The sequence below is a fragment of the Paraburkholderia phenazinium genome (genome assembly GCF_900100735.1).
Taxonomy (GTDB): Bacteria; Pseudomonadota; Gammaproteobacteria; order Burkholderiales; family Burkholderiaceae; genus Paraburkholderia; species Paraburkholderia phenazinia.
In genome coordinates this window covers 78,360-92,148 of record NZ_FNCJ01000014.1, presented here as the reverse complement: position 1 = coordinate 92,148, position 13,789 = coordinate 78,360, and the positions used below count along the sequence as shown (strand labels likewise).

Below are 13,789 nucleotides of genomic sequence, written 5' to 3'. Positions count from 1 at the left end.
TACACTTTCCGTGCCGCAGATTCCTGCCCCCCTAACGCGTCCAACCCATGAAACCTTGCCTGCTGGTTCTGATTGCCTTGAAGGAAGAAAGCCGCGCGAGCATCGAGGGAGCCTACGACGTCATCTACGCCCCCGATCCTGCGGCACGCGCTGCCGCGATCGGCTCACACGGCTCCAGGGTGCGCGCGGTGCTGACCAACGGGACCACCGGCCTGCAAGCGGCCGAAATCGATCAGATGCCGCAGCTCGAACTGGTCAGCGCGCTGGGCGCTGGTTACGAGAACCTTGCACTCGACCATGCGCGTTCCCGCAACATCGTGCTCGTCAACGGAGCGGGGACCAACGACCACTGCGTAGCCGATCATGCCTTCGCGTTGCTGCTCGCGGTGGTGCGTGACGTCGTGCAACTCGATGCGGCGACCCGTCAGGGTATCTGGCGCGACACGCTGCCGATGCGCCCCAACGTATCGGGCAAGCGTCTCGGCATTCTCGGGCTGGGCAACATCGGCCAGAAGGTGGCGCGCCGCGGCGCGGGGTTCGACATGCAGCTGGGCTATCACAACCGCAAGCCGCGCGAAGGCGAGCCGATCCGTTACTTCGAGAGCGTCACGGCGCTTGCCGAGTGGTGCGATTTTCTGGTGGTCTGCACACCGGGCGGCGCCGGCACGCGGCATCTCGTCGATCAGACGGTGCTCGAGGCGTTGGGGCCGGACGGTTTCGTCGTGAACGTCTCGCGCGGCAGTGTCGTGGATACGGCGGCGCTCGCTGGCGCTTTAAGGGCGGGTACCATTGCCGGAGCGGGACTCGACGTCTACGAGGGCGAGCCGCATCCGCCCGAGGCCTTGCTCGAGCTTCACAACGTCGTGCTGACGCCGCATGTGGGCGGCCGCTCGCCGGAGGCGATCACTGCATCGGTGCAGAACTTCCTGGCCAATGCCGCCCGGCATTTCGCCGGCGAGAAGGTATTGACGCCGATCTGAGCGGGTTGAGCGTGCCCCTTCGATCGCGAAACGCCTAAACTACAGCACCAACGAACCCAGCCATTCCCGTTCAGTGGTCCCGTCATGGCGCACATCTTCTTCGCAGCTTCGATTCAGCGGCATATCGCGACGCCTGAGCGCGAAATCGACGCGCACACGGTCGGCGAAGCGCTCGAAGCTGTATTTGCCACGCAACCTCGACTGCGCGGCTATATCCTCGACGATCAGGGCTCACTGCGAAAGCATCTCGCCGTGTTCGTGGACGGCCGGCCGGTGCGCGACCGGCAACATCTGTCCGACGGGCTGGCCGAGGAAAGTCGCGTCCACGTGATACAGGCGCTGACGGGCGGATAATAGGGTTCCATCTGTGCTTTGCATAGGACAGGAGACACTCGGCATGAGCAATCGATTGCTTGTTGCAACCCGCAAGGGGCTGTTCGTTCTGCATAGGGAGGGCGAGGGCGTCTGGACGCTCGGCGAGCCCTGTTTCGTCGGTGAACCGGTGAGCATGGTGCTGCCGGATCCGCGTGACGGATCGTTATACGCGGCGCTTAATCTCGGCCACTTCGGCGTGAAGCTGCATCGCCAGCGCGCGGGCATCGCGGAGTGGGAGGAGTGCGCGGTCCCGGTCTACCCGCCGCAGCCTGCCGACGAGGCGCATACCGCAGACAGCGCGAACACGAGTGCGAACACCGCGAGCGCCACCGCGCCCACTCCTGCCTGGACGCTTGAACAAATCTGGTCGCTTGAAACCGGCGGCCCGGACGAACCGGGCGTCCTGTGGGCCGGCACGATTCCCGGCGGACTGTTCCGCTCCGGCGATGGTGGCGACACATGGGAGCTCAACCGCGCGCTGTGGGATCGACCGGAGCGCCTCGAATGGGCCGGGGGCGGCTACGACTCGCCGGGGATCCACTCCGTGTTGGTCGATCCACGCAACAGCCAGCACGTGACGGTCGGCGTGTCGTGCGGCGGTGTCTGGCAAACCGCTGACGGCGGCGCGACCTGGCTGCTGAGTGCCGAGGGCATGGAGGCCGACTACATGCCGCCTGAACGGCGCGGCGAACCCAACGCGCAAGATCCGCATCGCGTTGTGCAATGCATGGCAAACCCGGATGTGCTGTGGACACAGCATCACTGCGCAATCTTCCGTTCGACCGACGGCTCGGCCAACTGGCAGCGGATCGAAGCGCAACCATCGAGCTTCGGCTTCGCGGTTGCCGTCCATCCGCACGAGCCGGACACGGCATGGTTCGTCCCCGCCGTGAAGGACCAGTACCGGGTCCCGGTGGACGGCCAGTTCGTCGTCACGCGCACCCGTGACGGCGGCCGCACCTTCGAGCGATTCTCGAAGGGGTTGCCGCCGGCACCGGCGTATGACCTCGTGTATCGGCACGGACTGGCGGTAGACGACACCGGCACGCGCCTGGCGATGGGGTCGACCACCGGCGCGCTATGGACATCCGACGATGGCGGCGAGAGCTGGCGATTGATTTCAGCGCATTTGCCGCCGGTTTATTGTGTCCGGTTTGGGTGAAGTCAGGCGCTCTTCTCCCCAGCGGCCGGAAACGGCAAGCTATGAAGCCGTTTGCCAGTAGCCGCGAAAATCGCGTTTGCGACCGCCGGCCCGACCGGCGCGACACCCGGCTCGCCGACCCCGGTCGGCGCTTCGCCGGACTGCACGATGTGAACTTCGACCTTCGGCATTTCGGCCATCCGCAGCACCTGGTACGTGTCGAAATTGTTCTGCTCGACCTTGCCGTCCTTTAGCGTGATCGCGCTGTGCAACGCCGCGCCGAGGCCGAAACCGATGCCGCCTTCCATTTGCGCCGCGATGATGTCGGGATTGATCGGTGTGCCGCAATCGACGGCGCAGACGACGCGCTCCACTTTCACGTTGCCGTCCTTGTCGACGGAGACTTCCGCGACCTGGGCCACGAAGGTGCTGAACGCCTCGGCGACCGCGATGCCGCGCCCGCGGCCTGCCGGCAGCGGTTTGGCCGGATCCCAGTCCGCTTTCTGGGCAGCGAGTTCGAGCACGGCGCGCATGCGCGGTTCGTGGGCGAGCAGGTCGCGGCGGAACACGAACGGGTCCTTGCCCGCGGCGTGCGCGGCTTCGTCGATGAACGCCTCGACCGCAAACGCCGTGTGCGAACTGCCGACGACCCGCCACCACAGCACCGGGACACCGGTCTGCGTGGTCGTCAATTCGACTGAGATGTTCGGAATCGCGTAGGCCATGTTCGCGGCACCTTCGACGGAGGTCGAGTCGATCCCGTTCTTGACCATGACGCTCGCGAACGGCGTGCCGCCGAGGATCGACTGGCCGACGATCCGATGCCGCCAGCCGACGAGCTTGCCGTCGGCAGTCAGTCCCGCATCCAGCTTGTGGAAGTACATCGGGCGGTAGAGGCCGCCGTGGATGTCGTCCTCGCGGGTCCATTGAAGCTTGACGGGCATGCCGTTCGCGCCAAGCGCTTTCGCGATCGACACGGCCTCGACGATATAGTCCGAGCGGGTGTTCGCGCGCCTGCCGAAGCTGCCACCCGCGTACAGCGTGTGAATCTTCACCTGCTGCGGATCGAGCCCTGCCGTGTGTGCGGCGTTGGCCTGGTCGATCGTCTGGAACTGGTCGCCGGCCCAGATTTCGCAACTGCCGGGTGTCAGTTTGACAACCGCGTCGAGCGGTTCCATCGGCGCATGGGCCAGATACGGAAACGCATAAGTGGCGGAGATTTTCTTCGCCGCGCCCGCGAGCGCCTGCGTCGCATCGCCGTCTTTCCGGGCGGACAGGCCGGGCTGCTCGGCGAGCTGCCGGTATTCAGCCATGATCGCGTCCGAGCTGCGCTTTTCGGCCTTCGAATCGTCCCAGTCGACCTTTAGCGCGTCGCGCCCCTGTTTCGCTGCCCAGAAGCCATTGGCAACCACTGCAACTCCGCCCGGCACCTGCACGACCGAGACGACGCCCGGCACCGCTTTCGAGGCGGACGCATCGAACGACTTGACCGTCGCGCCGAACAGCGGCGGACGCTGCAGTAGCGCGACCAGCATGCCGGGAAACGTCACGTCGAGCGTGAACTGCGCGGTACCGTCGGTTTTCGCCGGCACGTCGACGCGCGGCAGCTGATGGCCGATCAAGCGAAAATCCTTCGGCGACTTGAGCGTGACCTTGTCCGGCACCGGCAACCGGGCTGCGGCCGACGCCAGCGCGCCGTAGGTCGCGCTCCGGTTCGTCGCCGCGTGGTGGACGCTGCCGTCGCGCGTCGTCAAGTCGGCGGCGGGCACCTGCCACTGCGCGGCGGCGGCGGAGATCAGCATCGCGCGGGCTTTCGCACCGGCTTCGCGCAACTGCATCCACGAGTTGGCCATAGCTGAGCTGCCGCCCGTGCCCTGGATCGTGCCGAAGGCGAGATTCGCGTAGCGCTTCGCATCGGCTGGCGCGCTTTCGACACGCACATCCTGCCAGTTCGCATCCAGCTCCTCGGCGACGATCGTCGCAATGCCGGTGTACGCACCCTGGCCCATCTCCACGTGCTTGGCGATGACCGTGACGCTGTTGTCGGGCGCGACGCGCAGGAATGCATTAGGCGCGAAGCTCGCCTCGGGCAGCGTAGCAGCGAGCGCGCGGCGCCCCGTGCCCACCCACTCGAAGCCGACGGTAAGGCCGACTGCCGCGACGGCGCCGGCTGCTTTCAGGAAGGTCCGGCGGGATGGACATACCGCATTCGTGAGATCGAGATCGGTCGTCATGGTCAGGCCTTCAGGGTGGCAGCAGCTTCGTGGATGGCCGCGCGAATGCGGAGATAGGTCGCACAGCGGCAGAGATTGCCGTTCATCGCGGTGTCGATATCGGCGTCGGTGGGGGTGGGATTCTGTTCGAGCAGGGCGGTCGCGGACATGATCTGTCCAGACTGACAGTAGCCGCACTGCGGGACCTGCAACTTGACCCATGCGGCCTGAATGGCTTTGGCGGGCCGGCTTTCGATGCCTTCGATGGTCGTGATGCGTTTGCCCGCGACGGCGGCGAGCGGCAGCACGCACGAACGGGTGGCTTCGCCTTCCAGATGAACCGTGCAGGCGCCACATTGCGCCATGCCGCAGCCGAACTTCGTGCCGTGCAGGCCCGCGTTCTCGCGGATCGCCCAAAGGAGCGGGGTAGTGGGATCGGCATCGACCGTAACGTTCTTGCCGTTGAGGACAAACGATGTAGACATGGAACCTCTCCGTGAGGAAATCCCGAACTTGGCGCCGGGTGTACGCGGCAGTGTGACCGAGCGCCGGTCGTTGCGCTTACACAATCCTGCAAAAATATTGAACAATGCTGCAAATCGAACGCGCCCGCGGTGGCAGCCCGTTGGCAGATGGGTATGCTCGATTCCATCAACGGAGTTCAATGCGCATGAAACAGAATTCCTCATGGCTCGATCCTGCGGCGTCCCGCGAAACGGCACGCCGCGAACTCGCCGCGCTCGTCAGCCGCTTCGCGCCAGTGGACGGCGCACATCAGACGGCGATTGCCTCGCTGACGTTCTACCGATACTCGGCGCCCGCCGATCTCGGCTGCGGCGTGACCAGCTCCGCGTTCGTGTTCGCGGCGCAAGGCGCCAAGCGGGTCGTGGTTGCGGGGCAGGCTTACGACTACGATCATCTGCATTGCCTCGTGACGTCGGTCGACTTGCCGATGACCTCGCAGGTGACGCGGGCATCGTCCGACGCGCCTTATCTATGCGTGAAGCTCACGCTTGATCCACAGCGCATTGTCGAAATGGCAACGCAACTGCATTTGCCGGAACCGGGTGCCGTGTCGGCGGGTGAAGGCATCGCTGTGGGCTCGCTGTCGGCGCCGGTTTTCGACGCAGCGCTGCGGCTCGTGCGATTGCTCGATACTCCGGGTGACATCCCTGTTCTCGCGCCGCTCATCGAGAAGGAATTGCTCTACCGGCTGATGACAAGCGGGCAGGGCAAACGCTTGCGGCACATCGCCGTGAACGGGAGCCAGACGTACCGGATCGCGCGGGCGATCGAGTGGATCCAGAATCACTACACCGAGCTGTTGCGGGTAGAGATGCTGGCGCAGGAGGTAAACATGAGCGTGTCGTCGCTCCATCATCACTTCAAGCACGTCACGACGCTGAGTCCGCTGCAGTATCAGAAGCAACTACGGCTGCACGAGGCGCGCAGATTGTTACTCGGACACAACGGGGATGTCGGCTCGGTGGCGACCAGGGTCGGGTATGACAGCCCTTCCCAGTTCAGCCGCGAATATAGCCGGCTGTTCGGGGCGCCGCCACTTCGCGATGTGGCGCAGTTAAGGCGCCGCAACGGGGTGGGGTTTGGAGAATAGGGTTTGCCCGCTTAGGCGGAAATCATCAGATAAATAAAAAAATATTGACGGATTTCATTACTTCTACTTACCGCCGGTAATTTCTATAAGAATTGTTAAATGACTGTGTCAGTGAAAAGACATTGATTCAGTTTGCCGGGGTCAAAAGGTAAATCCGACCGACTCGCGAAGACGCCCAGCCAGCTTGACAGACCGGGGAAACCCTGGATCTGCGGTGGATTATTTGTCTGTCGAAATGTTAAATCCAGATCAAATAGGCAGATCACAAAAAATAAATGACGCGCAAACCTTTGCGTAACTAATGAAAGTCGCACCCCTGCCGTTAAAGCGGATAGATGGCGAGCCATGCCACAGCCGACCTGGGCCGTCGGAAGATGAGAGAGAGGTGACAAACAACGAACTATTTTTCTCGACTCGAGCGAAGGGAGCGGAAAGCGATGAACATTAAAACTATGTCCGTAAAAGCCAAGCTGTACAGCGCTTTTGGGACACTGACAATAGTGGTGATGGTGGTGGCGGGGATGTCGGTGAAGGCGCTGAGCGACGCCAATGCGCGTTTCTCCGGTTATGTGTCCGGGATCGACGCGCGAGCCAACATGACCCAGCAGGTGAGAACCGCGGTCGACCGGCGTGCGATCGCCGCCCGCAACATGGCGCTGGTGACGCGGCCGGACGACTTCCAGGCGGAGAAGGATGCCGAGGCGCAGGCGCAGCAAGATGTCCAGACCAACCTCGCGAAACTCAACCAGTTGCTCGCGTCGGGCAGCGACGTCAGCGAGCAGGGGCGCGACATGGTGAAGGAGATCAACCGGATCGAGGGCGACTACACGCCGGTGGCGCAGGCCATCGTCGCGCTGGCCGTTGCCAACAAGCGCGACGAAGCCGTGGCGAAGATCGATAGCGATTGCCGGCCGCTGCTTGCCGCATTGATCAAGGCCACTGACACCTACCAGGCCTACGCTCGCACCCGTGCGGAGCAAATGGTCGAAGCTGCCGCCGAACAATACGCGCTGCAGCGCGCCATCCTGATCGGCACCTGTGTCGTGGCGATTGGGCTTTCGTTGCTGCTGGGATTGCTGATCGCCCGCGGCCTGATCCGCTCGCTGGGCGCCGAGCCGGGCGTGCTTAGCGAGCTCGCGCAGCGCGTCGCTGGCGGCGACCTGCGTGCCGTCACGGGCGCCGCGCAGGCCCCTGAGGGCAGCGTGCTGTCGTCGATGGGCCGCATGCAGGCGAGTCTCGTCGAGCTGATCGGGCGCGTGCGGACAGCGGCGGACAGCATCGCCACAGGCTCCAGCCAGATCGCCTCGGGCAATCTCGACCTGTCTTCGCGCACCGAACAGCAAGCCTCGTCATTGCAGGAAACCGCTTCGAGCATGGAAGAGCTCACCTCGACGGTCAAGCAGAACGCCGAAAACTCGCAGCAGGCGAGCGTGCTGTCGGCGAATGCTTCGGACGTGGCTGTGAAGGGCAATCACGTGGTGAGCCAGGTCGTGCAGACCATGGGCGAGATCAGCACCAGCTCGACCAAGATTGCGGATATCACCAGCATCATCGAAGGCATTGCGTTCCAGACCAACATCCTCGCACTCAACGCCGCGGTCGAAGCCGCTCGCGCGGGCGAGCAGGGACGCGGCTTCGCGGTGGTGGCGAGCGAAGTGCGCAGTCTCGCGCAACGTTCGTCGAGTGCGGCCAAGGAGATCAAGGACCTGATCGGCGAATCGGTGGCGAAGATTCAGGGCGGCTCGGAGCGTGCTACCGAAGCGGGCAAGACGATGTCGGAGGTCACCCAGGCGGTGGCGCGCGTCACCGACATCATGGGCGAGATTGCGGCCGCGTCGACGGAGCAGAGCCGCGGGATCGAGCTGGTCAATCAGGCGATCGCGCAGATGGACTCGGTGACGCAGCAGAACGCGGCCCTGGTCGAGCAGGCGGCTGCGGCGTCGAAATCGCTGGAGGGACAGGGGCACCAGTTGAATGAGGCGATTGCGTTTTTCAAGCTCGATGGGGCGAGCGGGTTTCACGCCTGATCAAGCGGGCACGTATCGGGCGGCTTGATGTTCAACCGACGCTCAAGCCACGCTGCACCAACGCTCAACCGATTAGCTTGAGCCCCGGCGGCAGCGATTCGCCGAATACGCGGCCCTCGTCGGCCTCGTCCAGTTCGACGGCCTCGCGGACCATCCTGATCCAGTTGGCCGGCGCATGCGCGGATTCCAGCCGCTTGACGACGCTCGCGCGCACCTCCTCGGCGAGGTCGCGCGAGCGGTCACCGGCCATTCGCGCAATCTGCACGGCGGCAAACGCGGCCGGCTCGACCTTCTTCCAGTCGAGCGCCAGAATCGTCTCGAGCCACTGCGTCGCCACCTCGGGCGGCACCACGCTGTGTGCGCTGCCATAGAAGGGCCGGCGCGCACCGATGCGTCCCACCGCCCACCAGCCCTGGTGGTTCTCGGCAGGCTTCCTGAGCCGCTCGATCAGCCGCTCGCCGAGTTCGACCTTGCGCTCGGCCGGCACGCGTTCGAGCGACGCTTCAAGGCGCACCATGTCGGCATAGCCTGATTTCGCGGGATCGAACGGCAGCTTGCTGCGCGAGGCGGCGGCGGACTGCATGAAGGCCACCGCGTCGAGCACATCGAGCTGCTCGCGTTCGCCCAGGCCGCCCGCCGCGCGCCGCCATAGCGTCCACCATTCCGACCAGACCTGGCTGTCGTTGATGTACTGAATGCCGTCGTCGAAGAGCGTCCACAGTTGCTCGACGCGCCATTCATCGAGCGGATAACCGAAGCCTGGGCGCACGCAGTAACCGGCGAGGTTGAGCCAGAGGCGCTCGTGGTCCGCCGAACGGCGGCGCCGCTTGGCGCGTTCCCACAGCGCGTTGAACAGTTCGCGCAGCAACGCGCTATTCCAGTTCGCGCGCGGACCGAGAATCTGCTCCAGTTCGGCGCGGGTGCGCTTGACCTCTTTGGGGTCGACCTTCTGCGAGCGCGAACCGAAGCTGCGATCGATCAGTTCGAGCGCCTTGGGCAGCGCTGGATGTGGTGCTTCGCCGGATACGGTGACCTTGGCCTCGCCGCGGCGCAACTGGAATTCGAGCAGCCAGCGTTGGGCGGCATCGCCAGCGTGAGCGGCGTCGATGCAGTGCACCTCCAGCGTGCCCACTTCGGTGAGCGAGGCGGCGAGCTGCACCGGCGTTTCGGTGGACTGGCCGGCTTCGCGCGGCGCCACGACCGTGGCGATGGGCGGCAGGCGCACGAATTCGCCCAAAGCCAGCTCGGCTAGCTCGCCCGCTTGCCAGCGGGTGTCGGATACAGAGGACACCAGATGAAATTGCACCGGCTGCCCGAGCCGCAATGCGAAGGTACGGTCCGCGAGATGAATCTCGCGGCCTTCTTCGGTGCCGCGCGGCAGCACGCAGACGCCGCGCAGGGTCTGCGCGTCCTCTTCCAGCACGAGGAAATAGCTGCGTGGCGAACCGCCGCCGATCCGCGGCGCGCGACCGGCACGCGCGAGCGCATAGGCCACCGCGCCGCGTGCCACGGCGACGTCGGGATCGTCGTTGTGCAGAACATGTAGAGGCGTGCCGCGCCAAGCGCCCAGTGTGCTGGCGAGGCGTTCGCTGAGCGCCCGGGCGCGAAACACGCCGCCGTTGAGCAGCAGGGTGTCGGGCACGGGCAGGGCATCGTCGTCAGCGGCAGCGGACGAACCGAGCGCATCGCGCGATTGCGCCGCCAGCCGGCTCAGAAACGCGGCGACGTGCCGCGTGATCGCCGGATCGCTCGCATACGGCAGACCAAACTCGACGATGGCGCCACGCGGGCGGCCCGGCCGCGCATCGGCGGAAACGGCCGGGAAAAAACCGTCGACGATGATCTGCTCGACTTCCTCACGCGTGATGTCCGTCGTCCGCGCACCGCCGATCAGCTTCGAGCCCGCGCCCAGCAGCGTGATCGGCACTGCGTCAGGCGCCTTGGCGCCGAGCAGTTGCTCTTTGGCCACCCGGCAGCGCTCGACGAGCTGCGAGAGGCTTGCCGCCGACAGGCGCGCTTGCGGCGTCGACAGCCGGCTCTCGGCCAGATGCGCGAGGGCGAGGTCCATGTTGTCGCCGCCGAGCATCAAATGGTTGCCCACGCCGACGCGCGTCAATTGCGGCTGACCGTCCTGCATCTGCACCTTGATCAAGGTGAAGTCGGTGGTGCCGCCGCCGACGTCGCAGATCAGCACGAGCCGCGTCTTCGCGAGTTCGCTGCCAAGCGAGCCGCGATGCTGAAACAGCCAGTCGTAGAAGGCTGCTTGCGGCTCTTCCAGCAGCCGCAGTTTGGGCAGCTTCGCCATGCGGGCCGCTTCGAGCGTCAGCGCGCGAGCGCCGTCGTCGAACGAGGCGGGCACCGTGAGCACCACGTCCTGCTGTTCGAGCGGCGCGTGCGGGAAGCGCTGGTTCCACGCCGAGCGCACATGTGCCAGGTAGCTGGCGCTAGCCGTGACCGGCGACACCTTGTCGATGTCCTCGCCCGCGCCCCAGGGCAGGATCGGCGCGGTGCGATCCACCGAGGCATGCGAGAGCCAGCTCTTGGCGCTCGCCACTAGCCGGCCCGGCACCTGAGCGCCGAGGCTGCGCGCGAGCCGGCCGATCACAACCGGCCGCTCGCCGGCGGGCGAACCGTCTAGCTGCTGCTGAGCGGACCTGAGCTCCGGCCTGGAACCAGTCGGGGACTCGGGCGAGGACCACGGCAACGCCAGATCGCCCGCGCTCAGTTCCCCCTGCGCCGCGTGATAGCGCACCGAGGGCAAGAGCGGCCGCGCGGCGACCTCACCGGGGCTGACGAGCTGATCGATCTCGAAGACGCGGATGTCCTCCGACCCCGCCTCGGCATACGCGACGACCGTGTTGCTGGTGCCAAGATCGATCCCGACGAGGTACTGCTTCATCGCGTTCAAGCGTTGGCGTTGCCGCGCACGTCGAACTCGACTTTCCAGCGCTCGCCGGTGCCGCGCGGGATGGCTTCCAGTTCCAGCGTACCGGCTTCGGTGACACGCGCATGCAGCTTCACCGGCACGATCTCGCCGGGGCTGCGGCCTTCGGGCGGCAGGGTGGCCTGGATTTCCTCCAGTTCCTGCAATTCCTCAGGCGACCAGTAATCGAGCAAGGTGCCGACCTGATCCTGGCGCCGCACCGACGAACCGAAGAAGCGGAATTGCACCGGCTCGCCGACCACGAGGCCGAACTCCTGGGCCGGCAGTGCCGCCTCGGTGCCTTCTTCCATGCCGAACGGCGCCACGCACAGCGCCTGCACCGGCGGTTCGAGACCGGGCACGGCAGGCATGGACGATTCGACGGCGATATAGAAGGCGCGCGCAAGGCCGCCGCGAATCCGCACGCCCTGGCCGCGTTTCACATAGCCGTAGTAGGCCGCGCCGCGTGCCACCGCGAGGTCGAGATCCGCGCCTTCCAGCAGACGCGCAGGCGCGGCGCCTTCCGCGGCGAGCCAGCCATTGAGCGTCTGCAAGATGCGCTCGACCAGCAAGGGCGACTTGAATACGCCGCCGTTGAACAGTACTGCGGTGGGATGCAGGAAGCTCGCGCCTTCCGGCTGCGTGCCTTGCAAGCCTTCGAGCTCGGCGAGCGCGCCCACCTGACGGCCGAGGAAGGCGGCCAGATGGCGCGTCACGGCCGCATCCTGGGCGTACGGCAGACCCAGTTGCGTCAAGCCGACCCGCGCGCGGCTCACCGGACGCGCAGCGCTGTCCACTTGCGGGAAGAAGCCTTCGAGGATGGTCTGCGTCAGTTCGGCGCGCGTGAGTTCGGTGCGGATCGAGCCGCCGATCAGCTTGGAGCCGCGGCTCGGGACGACGAGCGGCACGGCATCGGCGGCGGCGTCGGTGAGCAGCGTTTCCTTGGCGGCGCGGCATGCATAGGTCAGCGCGCGCAGTTGCCACGGATCGGCTTGCGTGCCTTGCGCGGCCAGCTTGCGGGCCACCACGTGGGCGAGCGCCAGATCCATGTTGTCGCCGCCGAGCAGGATATGCTCGCCCACGGCGACGCGGTGCAGTTCGAGGTTGCCCTCGCGCTCGACGACCGCGATCAGCGACAGGTCGGTGGTGCCGCCGCCCACGTCGACGACGAGGATGATGTCGCCCACTCGCACCTGCTTGCGCCACTGGCCGTTGCTCTTCTGGATCCAGCTATACAGCGCGGCCTGCGGTTCTTCCAGCAGCGTCATGCCGGTGTAACCAGCGCTCTGCGCGGCTTCAGCCGTCAGCTCGCGCGCGGCCGGATCGAACGAGGCGGGAATCGTGACGGTGATTTCCTGCTCGCCGAAGGGCGCCTCAGGATGCGCATGGTCCCACGCCTCGCGCAGATGCGTGAGGTAGCGAGTCGAGGTTTCGAGCGGCGAGACGCGCGTCACTTCGGGCGGCGCATCGTTAGGCAGAATTGCCGCGCGACGATCGACACCGGGGTGGCACAGCCAGCTCTTGGCGCTCGACACGAGCCGGATCGGCGTGGCCGCACCGCGGCTGCGCGCCATTTCGCCGACTGCGAAGTCGCGCCCGCCGGTCCACGGCAAGCCGAGGTCGAACGGGGCGAGTTCGCTTGCGTGCGGCAGATAGAGGAACGACGGCAGCAGCGGCAGATTGTCGATGGTGGCCGGTGCGGTGAGCTGCGTAATCGGCTGCACTTCCAGCGTGGTCTTTTCGCCGTCGCTGCCGGCGAGGTCGACATACGAGAGAGCGCAATGAGTCGTGCCCAGGTCGATGCCGATCGAATAACGCGGCTCGCTCATAGTTCCACCTCAGCCGCTGCGATGACCGAGGCGTCGTGGCTCGCAGCGAGCTTCGGCAGACGCACCTCGTCGACGCGCCAGCCGCGATGGCTCAGGCTGCCGGTAAACGGCGCCTTGCCGACCACGTTGCCGGTCAAGCGCACGGCGGTGGCATCGAAGCCTTCGGGCAGCGTCACGCGGCTGCCTTCAGCTTCCTCGCGCACCGGGCGGATCGTGAAGTGTTCGCGCAGCACGGTGCGGCAGCCGCCATGCACGACGCGGGCGGCGGCGCCGATGTCGGCGTCCGAGTAGCCGGCCACGTCTTCTTCGATGAAGTCGATAAAGCGCGCGTCGCGTTGCAGCAGGCCCAGCAGTTGCAACGCGGCGTCCGGGCTCGCTTGCTTGAGCACCGGGGCGGCCGGTTGCGGCGCGGGTGCCGGGGCAGGCGCGGGCGCTGCAACGGGTGCTGCCACCGGTGCAGGCGTTGCCGTGACCGGCGCGCCGCTGCGCAGGCGTTGTACGCGGGCGGCGAACTCGCCGTCGCCCAGAATGCTGAAGAACGTTCCGACAGCCAGCGAAATCCGGCCGAGGAAAGACACGTTCGTGTCGGTCATGTGTGGCTCCTGAGGGGCTCTGTTAAAGGACGAGCTGTCCTCGGGCAACGCCGGATCGAACCGGGGTCGCCGCGGGTTATACGGTTGCGGACA

10 protein-coding genes are annotated in these 13,789 nt (G+C 65.9%); 5 read left to right on the top strand and 5 right to left on the bottom strand.

From position 1 onward, the window contains the following. Window positions 1–47: 47 nt before the first annotated feature. The 3 genes from BLQ92_RS26720 to BLQ92_RS26710 all read left to right on the top strand — a co-directional run bounded on the left by BLQ92_RS26720 (window position 48) and on the right by BLQ92_RS26710 (window position 2,517). Window positions 48–980 (top strand): 2-hydroxyacid dehydrogenase, encoded by a 933-nt coding sequence (locus BLQ92_RS26720; protein WP_090688750.1) that lies wholly within the window; start codon window positions 48–50, stop codon window positions 978–980. A gap of 84 nt (window positions 981–1,064) precedes the next feature. Then, window positions 1,065–1,334 carry a MoaD/ThiS family protein gene (locus BLQ92_RS26715; protein WP_090688747.1) on the top strand — a complete coding sequence of 90 codons (270 nt, stop codon included), beginning with the start codon at window positions 1,065–1,067 and terminating at the stop codon, window positions 1,332–1,334. A 43-nt stretch (window positions 1,335–1,377) separates the two neighbouring features. Then, window positions 1,378–2,517, top strand: coding sequence for a WD40/YVTN/BNR-like repeat-containing protein (locus tag BLQ92_RS26710; RefSeq protein WP_090688745.1), 1,140 nt, complete (start codon window positions 1,378–1,380; stop codon window positions 2,515–2,517). 2 nt (window positions 2,518–2,519) lie between these two features. Here the strand turns inward: BLQ92_RS26710 and BLQ92_RS26705 are convergent, their stop codons facing one another. Continuing rightward, window positions 2,520–4,730, bottom strand: a complete 2,211-nt coding sequence (locus BLQ92_RS26705) for a xanthine dehydrogenase family protein molybdopterin-binding subunit (RefSeq protein ID WP_090688742.1) — start codon at window positions 4,728–4,730, stop codon at window positions 2,520–2,522. Window positions 4,731–4,732: 2 nt separating this feature from the next. Further along, the gene (locus BLQ92_RS26700; protein WP_090688741.1) at window positions 4,733–5,194 is read right to left on the bottom strand and encodes a (2Fe-2S)-binding protein; all 462 of its coding nucleotides are present in this window, start codon (window positions 5,192–5,194) and stop codon (window positions 4,733–4,735) included. A gap of 185 nt (window positions 5,195–5,379) precedes the next feature. Here BLQ92_RS26700 and BLQ92_RS26695 point away from each other — a divergent pair, with 185 nt between their 5' ends. Continuing rightward, a complete protein-coding gene (locus BLQ92_RS26695) occupies window positions 5,380–6,324 on the top strand; it encodes an AraC family transcriptional regulator (RefSeq protein ID WP_090689053.1) in 945 nt (314 codons plus the stop codon). 437 nt (window positions 6,325–6,761) lie between these two features. Further along, window positions 6,762–8,351, top strand: coding sequence for a methyl-accepting chemotaxis protein (locus BLQ92_RS26690; RefSeq protein ID WP_090688737.1), 1,590 nt, complete (start codon window positions 6,762–6,764; stop codon window positions 8,349–8,351). 64 nt (window positions 8,352–8,415) lie between these two features. Here BLQ92_RS26690 and BLQ92_RS26685 read toward each other — a convergent pair whose 3' ends face one another. The 3 genes from BLQ92_RS26685 to BLQ92_RS26675 are packed head-to-tail and all read right to left on the bottom strand — an operon-like array spanning window position 8,416 to window position 13,696. After that, window positions 8,416–11,250, bottom strand: coding sequence for an Hsp70 family protein (locus BLQ92_RS26685; protein WP_090688735.1), 2,835 nt, complete (start codon window positions 11,248–11,250; stop codon window positions 8,416–8,418). Between the two features lie 5 nt (window positions 11,251–11,255). Further along, on the bottom strand, window positions 11,256–13,103 hold the full coding sequence (locus BLQ92_RS26680; protein ID WP_090688733.1) for an Hsp70 family protein: 1,848 nt from the start codon (window positions 13,101–13,103) through the stop codon (window positions 11,256–11,258). Continuing rightward, window positions 13,100–13,696, bottom strand: coding sequence for a DUF2760 domain-containing protein (locus tag BLQ92_RS26675; RefSeq protein ID WP_090688731.1), 597 nt, complete (start codon window positions 13,694–13,696; stop codon window positions 13,100–13,102). Before BLQ92_RS26675 ends, BLQ92_RS26680 begins: the two co-directional genes overlap by 4 nt. Between the last annotated feature and the right edge of the window lie 93 nt (window positions 13,697–13,789).